At 72.2% G+C, this 18,693-nt stretch carries 16 protein-coding genes; 7 read left to right on the top strand and 9 right to left on the bottom strand.

Annotated elements, in window-relative coordinates:
- Positions 1-10 precede the first annotated feature (10 nt).
- The 5 genes from M8H82_RS10315 (at position 11) to M8H82_RS10295 (ending at position 3,368) form a co-directional block, all read left to right on the top strand.
- Positions 11-1,513, top strand: coding sequence for a glycoside hydrolase family 32 protein (locus tag M8H82_RS10315; protein ID WP_250072386.1), 1,503 nt, complete (start codon positions 11-13; stop codon positions 1,511-1,513).
- Between the two features lie 244 nt (positions 1,514-1,757).
- Positions 1,758-2,132: an ATP-binding protein gene (locus tag M8H82_RS10310; protein WP_250072384.1), complete on the top strand. Its 375-nt coding sequence runs from the start codon at positions 1,758-1,760 to the stop codon at positions 2,130-2,132.
- Between the two features lie 87 nt (positions 2,133-2,219).
- Positions 2,220-2,651 carry a phage holin family protein gene (locus M8H82_RS10305; RefSeq protein WP_250072382.1) on the top strand — a complete coding sequence of 144 codons (432 nt, stop codon included), beginning with the start codon at positions 2,220-2,222 and terminating at the stop codon, positions 2,649-2,651.
- Positions 2,648-3,076 carry a DUF3618 domain-containing protein gene (locus M8H82_RS10300; protein WP_250072381.1) on the top strand — a complete coding sequence of 143 codons (429 nt, stop codon included), beginning with the start codon at positions 2,648-2,650 and terminating at the stop codon, positions 3,074-3,076. Before M8H82_RS10305 ends, M8H82_RS10300 begins: the two co-directional genes overlap by 4 nt.
- Before the next feature lie 25 nt (positions 3,077-3,101).
- Positions 3,102-3,368: a DUF4235 domain-containing protein gene (locus tag M8H82_RS10295; protein WP_250072378.1), complete on the top strand. Its 267-nt coding sequence runs from the start codon at positions 3,102-3,104 to the stop codon at positions 3,366-3,368.
- 125 nt (positions 3,369-3,493) lie between these two features.
- On the opposite strand, the gene M8H82_RS10290 is transcribed toward M8H82_RS10295, so the two are convergent.
- The 4 genes from M8H82_RS10290 to M8H82_RS10275 form a co-directional block, all read right to left on the bottom strand.
- The gene (locus M8H82_RS10290) at positions 3,494-3,796 is read right to left on the bottom strand and encodes a chorismate mutase (RefSeq protein WP_250072375.1); all 303 of its coding nucleotides are present in this window, start codon (positions 3,794-3,796) and stop codon (positions 3,494-3,496) included.
- 236 nt (positions 3,797-4,032) lie between these two features.
- Positions 4,033-4,806 carry a 4'-phosphopantetheinyl transferase superfamily protein gene (locus tag M8H82_RS10285; protein ID WP_250072374.1) on the bottom strand — a complete coding sequence of 258 codons (774 nt, stop codon included), beginning with the start codon at positions 4,804-4,806 and terminating at the stop codon, positions 4,033-4,035.
- Between the two features lie 107 nt (positions 4,807-4,913).
- Positions 4,914-7,211, bottom strand: coding sequence for a salicylate synthase (locus M8H82_RS10280; RefSeq protein ID WP_250072373.1), 2,298 nt, complete (start codon positions 7,209-7,211; stop codon positions 4,914-4,916).
- Positions 7,204-10,722, bottom strand: coding sequence for an amino acid adenylation domain-containing protein (locus tag M8H82_RS10275; protein ID WP_250072372.1), 3,519 nt, complete (start codon positions 10,720-10,722; stop codon positions 7,204-7,206). Before M8H82_RS10275 ends, M8H82_RS10280 begins: the two co-directional genes overlap by 8 nt.
- Positions 10,723-11,020: 298 nt before the next feature.
- On the opposite strand from M8H82_RS10275, the gene M8H82_RS10270 reads away from it, so the two are divergent.
- Both M8H82_RS10270 and M8H82_RS10265 read left to right on the top strand, forming a co-directional pair.
- Positions 11,021-12,664, top strand: a complete 1,644-nt coding sequence (locus tag M8H82_RS10270; protein ID WP_308293242.1) for an AMP-binding protein — start codon at positions 11,021-11,023, stop codon at positions 12,662-12,664.
- A gap of 63 nt (positions 12,665-12,727) precedes the next feature.
- Positions 12,728-12,931 carry an MbtH family protein gene (locus M8H82_RS10265; RefSeq protein ID WP_250072371.1) on the top strand — a complete coding sequence of 68 codons (204 nt, stop codon included), beginning with the start codon at positions 12,728-12,730 and terminating at the stop codon, positions 12,929-12,931.
- A gap of 65 nt (positions 12,932-12,996) precedes the next feature.
- On the opposite strand, the gene M8H82_RS10260 is transcribed toward M8H82_RS10265, so the two are convergent.
- From M8H82_RS10260 to entS, 5 genes are all read right to left on the bottom strand, one after another.
- Complete coding sequence (locus M8H82_RS10260) at positions 12,997-14,052, bottom strand: ABC transporter substrate-binding protein (protein ID WP_250072370.1); 1,056 nt, start codon at positions 14,050-14,052, stop codon at positions 12,997-12,999.
- 90 nt (positions 14,053-14,142) lie between these two features.
- Positions 14,143-14,979 (bottom strand): ABC transporter ATP-binding protein, encoded by an 837-nt coding sequence (locus M8H82_RS10255; protein WP_250072369.1) that lies wholly within the window; start codon positions 14,977-14,979, stop codon positions 14,143-14,145.
- Positions 14,980-14,981: 2 nt separating this feature from the next.
- On the bottom strand, positions 14,982-16,067 hold the full coding sequence (locus M8H82_RS10250) for an iron chelate uptake ABC transporter family permease subunit (protein ID WP_250072367.1): 1,086 nt from the start codon (positions 16,065-16,067) through the stop codon (positions 14,982-14,984).
- 3 nt (positions 16,068-16,070) lie between these two features.
- Positions 16,071-17,132, bottom strand: coding sequence for a FecCD family ABC transporter permease (locus M8H82_RS10245; protein ID WP_374211644.1), 1,062 nt, complete (start codon positions 17,130-17,132; stop codon positions 16,071-16,073).
- 41 nt (positions 17,133-17,173) lie between these two features.
- Positions 17,174-18,529: an enterobactin transporter EntS gene (entS, locus tag M8H82_RS10240; protein WP_250072365.1), complete on the bottom strand. Its 1,356-nt coding sequence runs from the start codon at positions 18,527-18,529 to the stop codon at positions 17,174-17,176.
- Between the last annotated feature and the right edge of the window lie 164 nt (positions 18,530-18,693).

Raw genomic sequence — 18,693 nt, 5'->3', positions numbered from 1 at the left:
GGACCTCCGCGTGTCCGTCCTGCCCGCAGACCCCCACCTGCCCGTCGCGCACCTGCGCCCGCCCCGCAACTGGCTCAACGACCCCAACGGACTGGCCTTCCACGACGGCCACTACCACGTGCTCTTCCAGTACAACCCGTACGGGCCCGAGCACGCGAACGTGCACTGGGGTCACTTCCGCAGCACCGACCTGCTGACCTGGGAGGAACTCCCGGTCGCCCTGTCCCCCACACCGGGCGGCGAGGACGCCGACGGCTGCTACTCCGGCAACGCCGTCTCCGACGGCGACCGCATGGTCGCCTTCTACTCCGCCTTCCGCGCCGACCGCTGGTCGCAACCGGTCACCACCGCCGCGTCCACCGACGGGGGCCGCACCTGGACCCCGCGCGGCAGCCTGCTGATACCCGAACCGCCCTCGGGCGTCAGCATGTACCGCGACCCCTACGTCTGGCACGAGGGCGGCCGCTGGCGGATGCTGGTCGGCTCCGCCCTGACGGACGGCCGCGCCGCAGCCCTCCTCTACGAGTCCGCCGACCTCGAACAGTGGCACTACCGCGGCCCGTTCCTTGACCACGCACCCCAGTCGGTGGCGCCGGGCGCCGACACCGGGCTGGGCTGGGAGTGCCCCCAGTACCTGCACACACCGGACGGACGCGGCGCACTGATCCTCAGCGCCTGGGACCCCGAGCTCGGGCCTCAGCGGACCGTGGTCTACGCCGGACATGAGCAGGACGGCCGCTTCGTGGCCGGTGCCCCCGCCCTGTTCGACCACGGCCCCGACCTCTACGCACCAGCCCTGCTGCCCGCACCCGACGGCCGGTGGCTGCTGTGGGGCTGGTCCTGGGAGGCCCGCGACCAGCAGTGGGCCAAGGAGGCGGGTTGGGCGGGTCTGTTGTCGCTGCCGCGCGAGGTCACCCTCGGCGAGGACGGCTCCGTACGACAGCAGCCGGCCGCGGAGCTCCTGTCGCTGCGCGACGGACGCGCCCTCACGGCATCCGGGGAGACCTCCTCAACTGCCGTACTGGGCATGGTGGACGCGAGCTTCGACCTGACCGCCCGCCTGGAACTTAACGCGGTGGGCGGTGGGCTTCGCCTGGTGACCTCCGCGGATGGCAGCGAGTTCCTCGACATCAGGATCGACTCCGCCACCGGCGAGCTCGTCGTGGACCGTGACCGCGCCTCACTCGACCCACGCGCCCACGGGGGCACGTACCGCATGCCCTGCCCCGAGGCGAAGACCGCCTCGGGTGCCGCGGTCGAGCTGCGCCTGGTGGTGGACCGCTCCGTCGCCGAGCTGTACCTGCCGTCGGGCCGGACGCTGACCTTGCGGTTCTATCCCACCGGGAGCGGCCCCTGGCGGATCGAGGCCCACGCTGAGGGAGAGGGCCACGCCGCTGGAGAGAGCCACCCCGCGGGAGAGGGCCGCCTCGGGTACACCGTCGCCGCGTGGAACCTGCGCCCGTACACCATGCGCCGCGAGGCGGAAGCGAGTGCCCGGCCCGCGCTCGCGTGAGGCGCCTTCTCCTTGAGCCCCGCCGCCGCCCCTGAGACGGCCGCTCCGGCTACGTGGCCGGGGCGGCCGCCAGGGCGACCCCAGCGTCACATCCGCCCACGTCGTGGCGGACGAGACGACCAGCGCACCTCGGTGACGAGCGAACATGCCCCGACCTCCGGGAACCACCATGTATCTCATCAGCACCTCCCGCCCAGCGACTCCTCGATCCCTGGCCATGGCCTCCCAGGTGCACCGCGTCCGCGTGACAGCACCGGCACAGGCCGCCTCAGTGGGCCTGCTCAGAAGGCGCGCGTCCGCTCTTCTCGCCGCCTGGGCCCTGGACGCCGACGCCCGGACCACGGCGGAGCTGGTGATCAGCGAGCTCCTGACCAACGCGGTGCTCCACGGACGCGACACGATGACGCTCACGATCACCCGCACCGACCCGAAGCTGCACCTCGCGGTCACCGATCACGGGCAGCCCAGGACGGCCACCCCGCCGGCCGAGCCCGACGAGCACGGCCGCGGCCTGGCCATCGTCGCCGCAGTCACTCACGACCTGCGGATCGACGAGACGCCGGCAGGCTGGTGCATTCGGGCGTGCATGAACCTCAACGGTCCGACCAACCGTCGGTGATCTTGTGAACGGTGTGTGTCAGTACCCCGGAACGGGTGTCCGCCGACGCAATGCGTGGGACTCGGCGGGCACGAGGGACGAAAGGGGATGACGATGGTCGAGAGCCGTCCCACCACCGGCAGCCGCACCGCAACGGGTGAGGAACCGGTCGGACAGCTGGTACAGCGTGCATCGCAGCAGCTCACCGAGCTGGTGCGGACCGAGATGCAGCTGGCGCAGACGGAGATGAAACAGAAGGGCAAGCACTACGGCAAGGGCGGCGCCCTGTTCGGCGGAGCCGGCCTGGTCGGCTTCCTCACCGCGCAGGCGCTGGTCGCCACCGCGATCGCCGCCCTGGCGACGGTGCTGCCGGTCTGGGCCGCGGCCCTGATCGTCACCGCCGTCCTCGGCCTGGTCACGGCGGCGCTGGCACTGGGCGGCAAGAAGGAAGTCTCCCGTGCCGCACCACCGACCCCCGAAGCGACCCTCGACAGCGTCAAGGCCGATATGGCCAAGATCAAGGAGAGTGCCAAGCGATGACCCAGCCGCCCCACGACGAACCCACCGCCCAGAGCCCGGAAGAACTCCGCGAGCAGGTCGAGCAGACCCGCCAGGAACTGGGCGAGACGGTCGAGGCGCTCGCCGGCAAGACGGACGTCAAGGCCCGCGCGAGCGAGAAGGCCGCCGCGATCAAGGAGCAGGCGACCGCAAAGGCGACCGTGCTGAGCGAGCAGGCGAAAGCCAAGGCCACCGAGGCCGCACACCTGGTGCAGAACAAGCTGCCCGACCCGATCAAGGAGAAGGCCGCCACGGCCGCCGACCAGGCCAGGACCAAGGCAGAGCAGGCCCAGCGCCTGTGGCAGGACAAGGCCCCCGAACCCGTCCGCGACAACCGCGGCGCCCTCGTCGCGGCCGGCGCGGCCCTCCTGATCGCCTGCGTCCTGCTGCGCCGCAACAAGAGCTAGAACACAGAACGAGGAGAGATCCGAGATGAAGGCATCGAAGATCGCCTACAAGCCGGTCGGCCTGGCCCTCGGCGCCGTCACCGGCATGCTGGCAGGCGCAGTGTTCAAGCAGGCGTGGAAGATGCTCGGCCACGACGAGGACGCACCCGATGCCACCGACGAGGAACGCCGGTGGGGCGAGATCCTGGCCGCGGCCGTCTTGCAGGGTGCGATCTTCGCCGGCGTCAAGGCAGCCGTCGACCGCGGCGGCGCCGCCGCAACCCGCCGACTGACCGGCACCTGGCCCGGCTGAGCCCTGGTCCAAGGTGAGTGCGCGGGCCTGCGCGGCAACCCTCGCGCAGGCCCGCGCCTGCGGCATGTCGTCCCGGTTCACTCACTGGCGGCCGGGGTCAGTCGCCAGTCCCGACCTGTCCCCATTCAACGCCGTTCGGCCAGGGCCGTCGGACGCGCTGCCGGTACCTGGACGGAACGTGTCCGCCGCTCCAGCTCGATCAGGAGCATCGCCAGCGACGTACCCTCGCGCCCGAGCGCCTCGCGAAAGCGGCGTAACACGGCGTTCTCACGGGAGAGTTCGGTCGCCGGGCCACCCGCCGCCCGTCGCAGCGCCGCCAGCTCCCCGCACAGGGCAGTGCGCCGACGGACGAGGTCGATGATCGCCTCATCCATCTCGGAGACCGTCCGGTGACCATCCTCGACGAACGCATCCGAGTCGCTGGACATGCCGACCGCCTTCCGTATGAGAGCGCCGGGATGGAACGAGCCGATCGATCCACGCGCCGTCGAAGCGGCACTGCGGTGCGAGTACGGGGCCCGCCGCCCCGTTTGACCGATACCCGGCTCATCGTAGCCACCATCACATTATGTAGGTAAGCCTTACTTAATTGATCCCGCCCCCAGCAGCCTGGACGTCCGGCGAAGTGTGAAGTGCTGCACGCTGCGACTGCGTTCCGGCCCCTCTACACGGCGTCAGCCGAGGTGAGGGAAGCGAGCGAGGCAACGCCGGTCGCGACAGCGGGCGCGTCCGGGTGCTGGAGCGCGACTGCCGCGGCATGGCCAAGGGGCACCGCCACCATGGCGAGCCTCCAGCCGTCGGGCTCGTCGAGGGCCGTGTCGTCGTCCCGTGGGCCCAGGCCGACATGGACCGTGGCGGGGTCGATCCCCAGGCCCGTTCCGATGCCCTTCAGATACGCCTCCTTTCGGACCCAGCACTGCAGGAAGACGTCCGCACGGCGGCTCTCCGGCAGCCGTCCGATCGCGACGCGTTCGGCCGGATGCAGATGCGGCACCAGGCTCAGGTCCGGGACGGAGGCGGCCGCTTCCACGTCGACGCCGACCGGCGTGCCGGCGAGGGTGCACAGCGCGAGCCCGTGGGCGTGCGAGAGGGAGAAATGGAGGTCGGGAGCGGCCGTCACCTCCGGTCTCCCGTGCGGGCCACCACACAGCGGGCAAGCTGCGCGCCGCAGTTCGACGGACACGGGCGCCAGACCCAGCCGGGCACCGAGGAGCACCCGCAGTCCCACATGGGAGACGAGGTACAGCCCGCGGTCGGCGGGACGCCGGAAGGCCGCCGCACGCCGCCGCTCCTCGGGATCGAGAAGGTCCACCATGCGCTCGGCGGCCTCCACCTCGGCCGGGGTGGCGTGAAAGCGCCAGACCTCCACGGCTCCCGCGTGCGGTCGGCCCGGTCCTGGCGGAAATCCGGGCAGCCCGTCGTTGTGCTCGTACTGCACGAATCTCCTTCCGAGCTAGGTCCGTTGGGAAGTGCGGGGCGGACGTACGGGCGGCCGGCCGCGCACGAACGCGCGCGACCGACCGTCCCGATCTCTTTCCGTCGAGCTCAGCGGGCCAACGCTGCGGACTGCTCGTCCGGGGCGGACGCCAGGGGCTTTGCCTCGGTCTCGGCCGCCGGGACGAGGAAGCGCGAGACGCTGCGCATCTTCTCGCGCGTCTCCTCCAGCTCACGCTCCGGGGTCGAATGCGCCACTATGCCGGCGCCTGCGCGCATCCAGGTCCGCCCCTCGTGGCGGAAGACGCTGCGCAGCACCAGGGCCGCGTCGACCGTGCCGTCCGCGTCGACCGTGAGCACGGCGCCGCTGTAGAGCCCGCGAGGCCGGCGCTCGGCACGGCGGATGAGTTCGCACCCCTCGGCCTTGGGTATGCCGGAGGCCGTCACCGCGGGGAACAGGGCGCCGAAGGCCTCCCACGCCGTCTTGCCCGGGGCGAGGGAGCCGGAGAGGCGGGAGGCCAGGTGCTGCACGCTGCCCCGCTCCTTGATCGACATGAAGTCGTCGACGGCGACGGACTCCCGGGTGCAGACCTCTCCCAATTCCTCCGCCACCAGGCGTACGGAGACAGCGTGTTCGAAGACTTCCTTCTCGTCGCGGTAGAGCTCGGCCCGGCGACCGCGGTCCGCCTCCACGTCGCCCTCCAGGGCGCGGGTGCCCGCCAGGGGCTGGGCGACGACATGGCCGTCCTCGCCCGTGACGCGAGCGACGATCTCCGGACTGAAACCGGCCGTCTCCCAGCCGCCGAGCCGCAGCAGGAACGAGCGGGCGGGGTCGTTGCCGCGGCGCCCTTCGAGGTACGTGGCAGGCATGTCGATGGGGGAAGTGACCGGCACGACGCGGGAGAGGATCACCTTGGTCAGGTGACCGGCACGGATCTCCTCCACGGCCGCCGCCACCGAGGCCCGGTAGACGTCGGCGTCATGGTGCTCGACATCGGCCGTCACCCGCCGCGTGCTGCCGACCGCTCCGCCCAGGGCGGCCGCCGAACGCACCCGCTGCTCCAGCGTGTCGAGGTCCTCGGGGGCCAGCACGCGCAGGAGGGCGCTGCCGTCCTCGATCCTGACCTCGCACCGGGGCACGACGAGATGGGCGAGCGGGGTGTCACCGGGCGCGGCGGGCAGGCCGTGCAGGGGGTAGCTCAGCTCGAACGCGGCCCAGCCGTAGGCCCGCCAGCCCTCGACCTGCACGGCGGCCAGGGCCTGGTCGAGCGCGTGCAGCACACCGCGGTCGGCGGGGAACTCGACCGGGTCGGCGTCGCCGAGGCACAGGGTGGTCCCGCCGGAGCGGACGACGACCGTGCCGAACTCGCCTTCCGCCCAGCCGACGGCGCCCCGGTTCTCGTAGAGCACGTACGCCTCGGCCGAGGTCTCCGACAGTGCCGCCGCGGTGCTCAGCGCGTCGCCGGTCAGCGATATTCGGCGCTCGTGATAGGCAGGGGCGAAGGTCACGGCTTCTCTCTCTTTCCCGGAGTCGGATCGTCCGGCGTGGCGGGCGGTTCCCTCGTGGGGATCGGTGGCGCTGGGCAGGTCGGCCGGCTGTACGGCAGCGGACGGTACGTCGGCGGGCGCACCGGTCTCGTGGACCGACCGCAGCACGCGGTCGATGACGGCGGTCCGCTCGGGGACCAGGTAGAAGTGGCCGCCGGGCAGGACGTGAATCCCGCTCAACCGGGTGGCGACCTCGCCCCAGCGCGCCGCGTCCCAGGCCGGGACGGACGCGTCCTGGTCACCGAGCACGACGAGCAGCGGCGTGGTGATGCGAGGGTGCAATTCGGGGGCGTACCGGCCGATGACCTGGAAGTCGGCCCGGCAGGGCGGCAGGATCAGCTCCCGTGCCTCCGGGTCGTCGAGCAGTTCGTCCGGGGTGCCGCCGAGGCCGCGCAGATAGGCCACGATCTGGTCGTCGTCGTAGTCCGCCACGGGCGAGGGGCGCTCCAGCAGACGGCGCGGACTCGGCCTGCCGGACACGACGAGGGCGGCGGGACGGCGCCCGCCGGACGCCTCCAGACGGCGCGTCACCTCGAAGGCGACCGAGGCGCCCATGCTGTGGCCGAAGAGCACGGTCGGCCGGTCGAGCACCGCGAGCAGCGCGGCGGCGGCGTTGTCCGCGAGCCGCTCCATGTCGGTCAGCGCGGGCTCCGCCAAGCGGCGTTCGCGGCCGGGGAGGACCACCGACAGCACTTCGACGTCGTCGGGCACGGCCCGGGCCCAGTCACGGTAGAAGGCGGGGGCGCCCCCGGCCGGGCCGAAGCACACGATCCGTGCCGAGGCATCAGGCCGGGGTGCGTACCGCCGGAACCAGGCGTCGGCCGCGCCGCCTGCCGCCCGGCCGGCGAGCGGCTCAGCCATCGGCGCGCTCCGGACCGCCCTCGACGTCGGACAGTTGGGCGTCGATCTCCTCGTCCGACAGGGAGTCGATCTCCAGGTAGATCTCTGCGACGAGTTCGAGCCGGTTCTCGGTGTCGCGGGCGGCGAGGGTCCGGGCGAGCTCCGCGACGGTGAGGGACGAGAGGACGTCGTGGACGGACACGTCGTCGGTGTCGAGGGCCTCGCGCAGTTGCGCGGTGATCCGGGTGGCGAGGATGGAGTCGCCGCCGAGCTGGAAGTAGTCGTCCTGGCGTCCGACGCGGTCCGTGCCCAGGACATCCGACCAGACCCGGGCGATGACCTCTTCCAGCGAGGACCGCGCCGCCTCGTGCTCGCCCTCCTTGGCCTGGGCGGCGAGCAGTTCGCGCAGGGCCCGCCGGTCGGTCTTGCCGTTGGCGGTCAGCGGCATCTCGTCCAGGACCGCGATGGTGTCCGGCAGCATGTGGGCGGGCAGCCGCTCGGCGGCCGTGGCCCTCAGGTCGTCCTCGTCGAGTCCGGCCTCGGCTCCGCCGCCCGTGGCGACGACGGCACACAGGCGCGGCGTGGGCCCGGTGCGGATGACCAGGGCGGTGGCCTGGCGGACGGCCGGGTGCTGTGCCAGCGCGGCTTCGACCTCGCCGAGTTCGATGCGGAAACCGCGGATCTTCACCTGGTCGTCGGCCCGTCCGAGGAACTCCAGGGTCCCGTCGGGCCAGTACCGGGCGCGGTCGCCGGTGCGGTACCAGCGGCAGCCGTCGCTCTCGACGAAACGGTCGGCGGTCCGCTCGGCGTCGCCCCGGTAGCCGTCTGCCACCCCGGCGCCGCCGATCCACAGTTCGCCCGCGACCCAGTCGGGGCAGTCGCGGCCCTGGGTGTCCACCACGCGGCAGCGGACGTTGCGCAGCGGGGTGCCGTACGGGACGCTCGTCCACCGGGCCGGCACCTCACCGCCCTCGACCTCCTGGATCGTGGAGTGGATGGCCGTCTCAGTGGTGCCGCCGAGGCCCAGGAAGCGACAGCCGGGGACCTGGGCGTGCAGTCGTGCGGGCAAGTCCACGCCGACCCAGTCGCCGCCGAGCAGGACCGCGCGCAAACTCGTGCCCAGCGGCTCGTGTTGGGCCGCGGTGAGCAGCATGTCGAGCAGGCTGGGCACGCAGTTGAGGACGGTGACGGCGTGCTGCCGGACGAGCCCGGTCCACGCGGTGGCGTCCTTGCGGGTCTCCTCGTCAACCGTGACGACGGCTCCGCCCGCCGACAGGGGGGCGAAGATGTCGAAGACGGACAGGTCGAAGTCGAGGGCGGAGAGCGCGAGGGTGCGGTCCGCGGGGCCCAGGCCGAGGCGTTCGACGAGGTCGTCGATGGTGTTCGCGGCGGCGTGGTGCGAGACCTCGACACCCTTCGGTTCCCCGGTGGAGCCCGAGGTGAAGAGCACGTAGGCCACGGACCGCGGGTCGGCGAGGAACGGCTCGGCCAGGGGTGCGGGCCAGACGGCGGCGTCGGCCAGCGGCAGCGATCCGTCGCCGTTGCCGGCCCTACCGAGAACGACCGTGGCTTTGGCGCGGGCCCGGATGGACTCGGCGCGTGCGGCGGGCTGTTCCACGCCGATCGGCACGTAGTGCGCGCCGGCCGCGTGGACGCCGAGGACGGCGACGAGCTGGTCGGGCCCCTTGGGCAGGCGGATCGCCACCGCGTCACCGGGCTCGACGCCGCGGGCACGCAGCGCACCGGCCACACAAAGGGCCCGCTGGGCGAGTTGACCGTAGGTCAGGGCGGTCGAGCCGGCGGCGAGTACGGCCGGGGCTTCCGGAGCGGTCGCGGCGCGGGTGAAGAACCCCTGGTGCAGGGGCTGCTGGGGCGTCGGTCCGTCGGTGTGGTTCGCCGCGGCGCGGACGGCGAGTTGGGCCTCGGTGGCGAGCGGCCCCACGGGAGTGTCCCAGGCGGTGCCGTCGGCCACTGCGCCTATCAGGTCGGTGAACGCGGCGAACATGGCCTCGGCGGCGCCCTCCGGGAAGGCGTCCGCGCGCACGTCCCAGTTGACGAGGAGGCCGTCGTGCAGCTCGGTGACCTGGGCGTCGAGAAGGACCTGCGGGCCCTGCGAGACGATCCACACGGGTTCGCCGAGGCACCGCTCCACGTCCGGCCCGAACAGCTCGCCGAGGTCGAGCGCGCTGGTGAAGACGACGGGGGCGAGGACCTGGGAGCCCTGGTCCCGGGAGAGGTCGCGCAGCACCTCGACGCCCGAGTACGAGGAGTGGGCGGCGGCGCGGTGCATCCGGTCCTGGGTGTCCCTGCTCCGTTCGGCGAACGTGCGGCTCTCGGTCAGGTCGACGTCGAGCAGGACGGAGCTGGTGAAGTCGCCGACGAGGCGGTCCACGTCGGCGTGGAGGGGACGGCGGTCGAACATCGGGACGTTGAGCAGGAACCTGGGCTCGCCGCTCCAGGCGCCGAGGACCTCGGCGAAGGCGGTGGCGACGGCGACCGCGGGGGTGACGGCGTGACGCCGTGCCTGGTCCGTGAGCCGGGCGCGCTGTTCGGGGCTGAGCCAGTGGTGCAGGCGGGTCACCCGGGGGGCGTCGCCGCGCTCGGCCTCGGGGCGGGCGGGGAGGGTGGGGGCACCGGGCAGCTCACCGAGGCGCTCGCTCCACCATCGCACGTCCTGCTCGCGCGGCGGCTGTGCGCGGCGCTCGGCCAGGTACTGGGCGTAGGTGTAGTCCAGGGGCGGCAGGGGCTGTTCGGGGCGCTCGTAGAGGTGGACGAGGTCGGCGAGGAGCGTGCGGTAGCTGCGGGCGTCGGCGGCCAGCATGTCGACGTCCACGTGGACGCGCGTGCGGCCCTCGGGCAGCAGGGTGACGCGGATGTCGAAGACCTGCCCCGCCTCGACGTCGAGCAGTTGGTGCGACAGCTGTTCGCGGAGGCGGGTGGTCTGCTCCTCGACCTCGTGCGGGGTGGCGTCGCGCAGGTCGAGGACGGGCAGTGCCGTGCCACGGGTCCACGCTCCGATGACCTGATGGCCGTCGTCCAGGATGCGGGCGCGCAGCATGGGGTGACGCTCCGCCAGCGCCGCCACCGCCGCACCGAGGCGGGCGGGATCGACGCCGGAGCCGTCGAACTCGGTGTAGAGGTGGGCGGCCACCGCTCCAAGGGCCTGGGAGCCGCCGCGGCCCACCCAGTACGCGTGCTGCATGAGCGCCAGCGGGAACGATTCTCCCTCCCCGGGCTGCGGAGAGGTGGCGGCCGTCGCTGCGAGGACGGCCGAGGGGTTGCCGTCGTGCGCCGGTGCCGCGGCCGCGCCCCCCGCCTCGGCCAGCAGGCCGCCCCAGCCGGCCAGCGTGGGACGCCGGGCCAGGTCGGCGAAACCGATGTCCAGTCCTGTCCGTCGGCAGCGGTCGGCGATCCTCATCAACTTGAGCGAGTCCAGGCCGAGTTCGATGAGGTTGTCCTGGTCACCAGGGGGTTCGGCACCAGCGCCGAGCAGCTCGGTGACCACACGCCGGAGGTCGTCGATCGACAGCATGAAGCGGCTTCTTCCTAGGAACGTCGTGTCGTGATGAGATTCGCGTTCCGGACGGCTGTGGGCATCCGGACCGATCGGCGCGAGGACCGGCGAGTCATCCTCAAATCGCCCTGGACCAGGCAGGAATGGACACCATGAGCACCCTTCGCGACGGGAGGTGTGCAACGACGGGACTTAGGTTAACCTAACCACACTTGTTTGTGGATGCCGGGAACGACCCCCGGTCTCCACGACCGATGACGAGCGGAAACCAGCGAGGAGCGCCAGGCGCCCTCCGGCCACGAGAGTCGAGCCGAACGTGACCCCAAACGCCACCGAGCCCCCCGCGCCCCTGCCGTCGGGGCTGACCCCGTGGCCCGCGGAGACCGCGGCCCGCTATGTCACGTCCGGTCACTGGGACGGCCGACCCCTCGGAGCCCTGCTGCGCGACTGGGCAGCCCGGTACGGCGACCGCCTCGCGATCGTAGCCGGGCCCGACCGGCTCACTTACCGTCAACTGGACGAGCGAGCCGACCGGATGGCCGCCGGCCTGGCGGACCTCGGTATACGCGCCGGCGACCGGGTCCTGGTGCAGCTGCCCAACACCGGTGCGTTCCCTGTCCTGTTCTTCGCGCTGGCCCGCCTCGGCGCGATCCCCGCCCTCACCCTGCCCGCGCACCGCCTCACCGAGATCGGCCACCTGGCCCGGCTCTCCGGGGCCGTGGCGTACGTCATCGCCGACGAGTACGCCGCCTTCGACTACCGCGAACTGGCCGCCGCCGTACGGGCCGAGGCCCCCGAGCTGCGGCACGTTCTGGTGGCCGGTGACCCGGGGCCGTACACCGCGCTCGCGAAGGTCGAGGCGGAGCCCCGGCGGTTCCCCGAGCCCGACCCGGCGGACGTGGCCCTGCTCCTCGTCTCCGGCGGGACCACCGGCGTCCCGAAGCTGATCCCCCGTACCCACAACGACTACGGGTACAACGCCCGTGCCAGTGCCGAGGCGTGCGAGCTGTCGGACGAGACGGTCTACCTCGCCTGCCTGCCCATCGCGCACAACTTCCCGCTGGCCTGTCCCGGCATGCTGGGCACCCTGTCGGTGGGCGGCCGTGTGGTGCTGTCCCTCTCCCCCGCGCCCGGTGACGCGTTCCCGCTGATCGAGGCCGAGCACGTCACGCACACCGCCCTGGTGCCGCCGCTGATCCCGCTGTGGATCGACGCCGCGGAGTGGGACCCCGCGGACATCTCCAGCCTGCGCGTCCTCCAGGCCGGCGGATCGAAACTCTCGGCCGACCTGGCCCGCACCATCCCCGACACGCTCGGCTGCGCGGTGCAGCAGGTGTTCGGCATGGCCGAGGGCCTGCTCAACTACACCCGCTCGGAGGACGACCCGGAGACGGTCGCCCTCACCCAGGGCCGGCCGCTCAGCGCCGACGACGAGTTGCGCATCGTGGACGCCGACGGCCGGCCCGTCGCGCCCGGCGAGGCCGGAGAGCTGCTGGTGCGCGGCCCCTACACGCTGCGCGGCTACTACCGCGCCCCCGAGGTCAACGCCGTCGCCTTCACCCCCGACGGTTTCTACTGCTCCGGCGACCTGGTCCGCCAACTCCCGTCCGGACACCTGATCGTGGAGGGGCGGGTCAAGGACACCATCGACCGCAACGGCGAGAGCGTCTCCGCCGAGGAGGTCGAGAGCCATGTCGTGTCCCATCCGCAGGTCAGGCGCTGTGCCGCCGTCGGCCTGCCCGACCCGGCCGGCGAGGGCGAGCGGATCTGCGCGGTGGTCGTCCCCGACGGCCCGGCGCCGACGGTCCAGGCGCTGCGGGCCTTCCTGCTGGAGCGCGGTGTGGCCGCCTTCAAGCTGCCCGACCGGGTGGAGACGATCGCGGACCTGCCGCTCACCGCGATCGGGAAGATCGACAAGAAGGCTCTGCGCCGCATGCTCGCGGCGCGCGACGGTGCCTGATCCCGCCGCGCGCACCGGCCCCCTCTCCTCGCCCGGCCCCGCCCCCGAGAAAGGCGTCACCCCATGACCAACCCCTTCGACGACGAGAACGGTTCCTTCCTGGTGCTGGTCAACGACGAGGGCCAGCACTCGCTGTGGCCGTCGTTCCAGACCGTGCCCGACGGCTGGCGGTCGGCCCTCGGGCCGGTGAGCCGCTCCGAGGCTCTGGCCTACGTCGAGGCCAACTGGACCGATCTGCGGCCGCAGAGCCTGATCGACGCCCAGTAGACGGCACAAAGCCTCGGCCCCTGCCACGCATGTGGCAGGGGCCGAGGCGTTCGACCGGGCGAGCGTCACACCACGTTGGTGCGGGCGTTGCTCACGGTGGTGGCGAGGTCGTTCAGCACCTTGGTGAAGCGCTGGTACGTGAACGGCGTCTCCGTCTGCCAGTCCGACACCTGACCCGCCTTGACCGCCGGGCTGCCCTTCCACGTCGGGTAGGCACCGAGCTGCTGGTGCGTCAGGCCGCCCTCGGGACGGGCGTCCTCCAGGACCAGGTCGGCCTTGTACCGGCCGGCCTCCTCCCAGCTGAGCGCCTCGAAGCCGGCATCCGGCTTGGCGGGCTTGACGATGTCGAGGCCCAGCTGCTGGAAGTACTTCACGTCGCCGTGGAAGGCCGGGTCGGCGACGAAGAAGTTCTCCTTCGTGCCCGAGACCACCGCGACCGACAGGCCCCTCTTCGTCTGGGCGGCCGCCTTGACGCCCGCCGCCGCCTTCTCGAAGTCGGCCTTGGCCTTTTCGATCTCGGCGCTCTTCGGATCCGCGCCGAGCGCTGCGGCCAGCTCGCCGAAGCGCTTGACGGCGTCCGGCACCGCGACGCCCATCAGTTGGATGACGGCGATCGGGGCGACCTCCTCGACCTTCTTGTAGATGTCTTCCGGGATGTACCAGACCATCGGGCCGTAGGCGATGGTGACGATCAGGTCCGGCTGGAGGGAGATCAGCTTCTCCATCTGGAACTCGCCGAACGCCGTGCCGACCGAGGTGGTCTTCGACAGGTCGACGTTGCCGATCTGCGGGCTGGGCTTGCCGTCAGCGGTCTTCTGCGGGCCGAACAGGCCGATGGGCTGGATGCCGAAGTCCCACAGGGCGGCGGCCGGATGGGACTGCGCGACGATCCGCTCCGGCCGCTTGGACAGCGAGATCTTCTTTCCGCGGTCGTCGGTGAAGGACCACGGGCCGGCGGCGGCCTCGTCGGACCCCTTGTCGGAGCCCTTGCCCGTGTCCGAGTCGCCGCAGGCGGCCAACAGTCCCACGGCGGCGACCGACCCGCCGAGGGCGAGGAAACGACGGCGGTCGAGCCGGGCCGCCTGACCGGACTCGATGGCGGGGATTCTGAAGAGGGGCATGACTGTCCTTCCGAGCGGGCGTGCCGCAGGTCGTGCAGGTGAGCGGTGCGGGTGTTCGTGCAGGGAATGGTGCGGTCGGGCGAGCGGTTGTCAGCGAGCGGTGACGGCCGGCTCGTGCCCGGCCCGTCCTCCGTGGTGACGGCCGAACGGGATGATGTGCGGGCCGCCTCCTGCCGGGTCCTCGATGACCGTGCAGGTGAGCCCGAAGACCTCGGCGAGGAGCTCCCGGTCGATCACCTCGGCCGGGGCACCTTCGGCGACGACCCGTCCCTCCTTCATGGCAATGACGTGGTCGGCGTAGCGGCAGGCGTGGTTGAGGTCGTGGAGCACCAGGACGACGGTCCGTCCCTGCTCACGGTTGAGGTCGACGACCAGGTCGAGGATGTCGATCTGGTGGGCGAGGTCGAGGTGGTTCGTGGGTTCGTCGAGCAGGAGGACCGGGGTGCCCTGCGCCAGTGCCATGGCGATCCAGGCGCGCTGGCGCTGGCCCCCGGACAGTTCGTCCACGCTGCGTTCGGCCTGCTCCAGCAGGCCGGTGGCCTCAAGTGCGTCGTACACCGCCTGCTCGTCATCGGGCGACCACTGGCGCCACCACGACTGGTGCGGGCTGCGTCCGCGCCTGACCAGGTCGAGTACGGTGATGCCGTCCGGCGCCACGGGTGACTGTGGCAGCATGCCGAGTTGGCGGGCGAGTTCCTTGCTTCGCATGGTGTGGATGAGCCGGCCGTCCAGGTAGACGGCTCCCTCCTTCGGCGAGAGCAGCCGCGACAGCCCGCGCAGCAGCGTCGACTTGCCGCAGGCGTTCGCACCGACCACCGCGGTCACCCGCCCCGCGGGGATCGTCACGTCGAGGGCGTTGACCACACTGCGGCCGTCGTACGCCAGGGTCAGGCCCTCGGCGGTGAGCCCCTGCGATCGCTTTTCCACGGTCACCCTCCTGAGCCGGTGCGGTTGGACCTGCCGAGCAGCCAGAGCAGGCACGGGGCGCCGAGCACACCGGTCACGACGCCGACGGGAAGTTCGGTGCCCGGCAGGAGCTGACGTCCCACCACATCACCCGCCAGTACCACGAAGGAGCCGACCAGCGCGGACGGCAGCAGCGCGGGACCCGGCACGCCGACGAGGCGTACGGCGATCTGCGGCGCGATCAGCGCGACGAAGGCGATGGGGCCGGCGGCGGCCGTCGCGAACGACACCAGGCCGGCGCCGACGGCGAGCAGCGCGATCCGCGCGGTCTGCACCGGCAGGCCCAGGGCTTTCGCGATCTCGTCGCCGAACTGCAGCCCGCCCAGCCACGGCGCGAGCAGCACCACGCAGGGCAGCAGCACGGCCAGGGCGACGGCGAGCGGGCCGACGTGTTCCCAGTCGCGCGCGTTGAGGCTGCCGGTGAGCCACATGAGCGCCTGCTGGGCCTGGTAGACGCCGGCCTTGAGCAGCAGGTAGCTGGTGGCGCTGCTGCACAGTGCGGCGATGCCGATGCCGACGAGGACAATGCGGTAGCCGGTGGTGCCGTTGTTCCAGGCGAGCAGGTAGATGAGTGCCGACGCACCGAGGCCGCCGACGAGCGCCAGGGTCTGCAGCCCGAGCCCGGAGCCGATCCCCATGAGCAGTCCGGCGGTGGCGGCCACACCGGCTCCGGCGGAGACGCCGATGATGTCGGGGCTGGCCAACGGGTTACGGGTCAGCGTCTGGAAGATGGCTCCGGCGACGCCGAACGCGGCGCCGCACATAAGTCCCACCAGGGCTCGGGGCAGGCGCAGACTGTGGACGACCAGGGCAGTCGTCGGGTCGCCTCCGCCCGCGAGGCTGCGGACCACGTCGGCGAGCGGCAGGTCGAGTTCTCCGAAGGCGACCTCGACGACGAACGCGGCGGCCACCGCGACCGCCAGGAGCAGGCTCACGAGGGCCCCACGGGGCCGGAGGATCCAGGAGGCCCGGGTCCCCGGCAGCCGGAGCACCACCCCGCCCGCGTTGCGGACGGCGGCGGCGCCGCGCGTGGTGTCGTCGACGGTCACGGCTCACAGCTCCCGGAGTCGTCGGCGGCGCACCATGGCGATGAAGAACGGCGCACCGATCACCGTGACGACGATGCCGACATGCAGTTCGTCGGGACGGGCGATCAGGCGCCCGGCGATGTCGGCGGCGAGCAGCAGGCTGGGGCCGAGCAACGCGGAGTACAGCATGATCCAGCGGTGGTCGGGGCCGGTGAGGAAGCGGGCGAGCTGCGGGATGACCAGGCCGACGAACGCGATCGGCCCGCACAGGGCCACCGCGCCTCCGGCGAGGAGCGTGGCGGCCGCCGCTCCGCGCAGCCGTACGAGACCGACGTTCCGTCCCAGGGCCGTGGCGACCCCGTCGCCGAGGGCGAGGCTGTTGAGCGCCGGTGCGGTGGTGGCCGCGAGCACGGCCCCGACGGCGAGGAAGGGCAGGACGTCGACCAGGACCCCGGCGGGCTGTCCGGTCAGCGAACCCACGACCCAGAAGCGGAAGTCGCCGAGCGCCGCGGCGTCGAACAAGAGCACGGCGTTGACCAGGGACTGGAGCAGCGCCGTGACGGCGGCGCCGGCGAGGGCGAGTTTGGCGGGGGTCGCCCCGCCCTTTCCGGCGCTGCCGAGGGCGTAGACGAGGGCGATCGCGGCCAGGGCCCCGGCGAAGGCGAACCACACATACCCCTGGGGGGCGGTGATGCCGAGCAGGCCGGTGGTGACGACGACACCGAAGGAGGCTCCGGCGCTGACACCGAGGAGACCCGGGTCGGCCAGCGGGTTGCGGGTCAGACCCTGCATCAGGGCACCCGACACGCCCAGCGCGGCGCCGACGACGAGGCCGAACTCGGTGCGCGGTACCCGCATCTGATGGATAATCCCCGACTCCTCGGAGCCGTCCGGGTTCCACAGGAGCTCGAGAACGCGTTCCGGCGCGATCGACTTGGTGCCGAGAGCGATGGAGCACAGGCAGAGCAGCCCCAGCGCGAGCAGGCACACGGGGACGGCGACGAGGTGTACGGAAGTCCGTCGCGGAACCGCCTCGGGTGGTCGAACGGGCGACACCGCCGACCGGCTCTGCGAATACGGAAGCACGAAGCAAAGGATAGCCATACCTAAGTACCGGCCATCAAGGCTCAGGTGGCCGCCGTTGCGCCACTGTTACTCCCCGGGCCGCCGTCACCTGCCGGAACGTCCTGCGCGCCTTCGCTCTCGTGTTCGGTGGACTCGCCGGTTTCCCGCCACAGTTGGGGATAGAGCAGCGCGACGAGGCACAGCGAGCCGACACACAGGGCGCCGCCCGCGGCGACCGCCGTGGACGGGCCGACCGCCGAGGCGGCAAGGCCGGCCAGGACACCGCCCAGTGCCGGTGCGGTCATGGCCTGGGCGAGCCAGAGGCTGCTCACCCGGCCCTGGAGGGGGTCGGGGGTGTGCCGCATCAGCAGCGTGCGGCGCATGATCTCCGAGATGGTGTCGGCCATGCCGCCGAGGGCGAGGAAGAACAGACCGAAGCCGAGCAGCGGACTGAGGCCGAAACCGAGACAGGCCAGGCCCCACACGGCCACCGCGGCACACAGCACCCGCCATTGATGGCGCGTGCGGCCCGTCCAGCCGGAGGCGAGCGAGGCCACGGCCGCGCCGATCATAGGAGCCGTGGTGAGCAGGCCGACCAACTCGGGCCCGCCGCCGAACCGTTCCTCCGCGAACTGCGGGTAGAGGGCGGTCGGCGTGGCGAAGAGCGCGGCGCACAGGTCCACGACGAGCACGGCGGTGACGACGCGGCTGCCTCGGATGAAGGCGAACCCCTCGCGCAGGGCGTCCAGCACGCCCGGCTGCACCACCCCCATGGGCGGCTCGGACTCCTTCGACCCGGTGGGCCGCGCGCCGGTCGGCGGCATGGGGCCGAGGCGGGTCAGCAGCAGCGTGGTGATCGCCGTACCGGCAGCCGCGATGCCGAAGGTGGCGGCGAGGCCGAGTCCGACGATGAGCACACCGCCGAGCATGGGACCGGCGATCGCTCCGAGGGTGGTGGTGACCGTGACGAGCGCCCCCGTGGCGGGTATGTGCTCCTCGCTCACGAGGGAGGGCACGACCGCGGTGAGCGCGGTCTCCGCGACCCCCTCGGTGAACCCGAACAGGGCTCCGGCGAGGTAGACGACCCACAGCGCGGGCCGGTCGGCCGCCGCGTTCGCCGACAGGGCGGCGAAGGTGACGACGGCCCAGCCGCTGCCGACGAGGATGAGCGCCCTGCGATCCCTGCGGTCGGCCAGGACGCCGCCGACCAGGAAGCCGAGCAGCAGTCCCGCGCCCAGCACCAGGCTGACGGCACCCACCTGGACCGACGACCCGGTCTGTTCGTAGACCTGTACGACCACACCGACGGAGGTGAGCCCGATGCACAGGAGGGCGAGAGCGCGGGTGGCGAGCACCAGGCCGAGGGGGCCGCCGGCCCTCAAAGGGGACAGGTCCAGGGCCAGTTCTCTGATGCGCAACGCCCGTCCTCCACCTCTGGGTTGCCCCGCCGAGGCGGCAGCCCGGCAGACCGGCCCACGATAGCAAGATAAGGCTATCCTAAGTTATGGTTCGGCCCATCAGTCAGGTCGAGGGGACGTGAACCTTCTTGTCGGGTGCGAACACTGGCCGCAGTGCGGACGCG

Origin of the sequence: Streptomyces sp. YS415 (assembly GCF_023544665.1) — a bacterium.
Taxonomy (GTDB): Bacteria; Actinomycetota; Actinomycetes; order Streptomycetales; family Streptomycetaceae; genus Streptomyces.
This window is presented reverse-complemented; position numbering and strand designations above follow the sequence as displayed.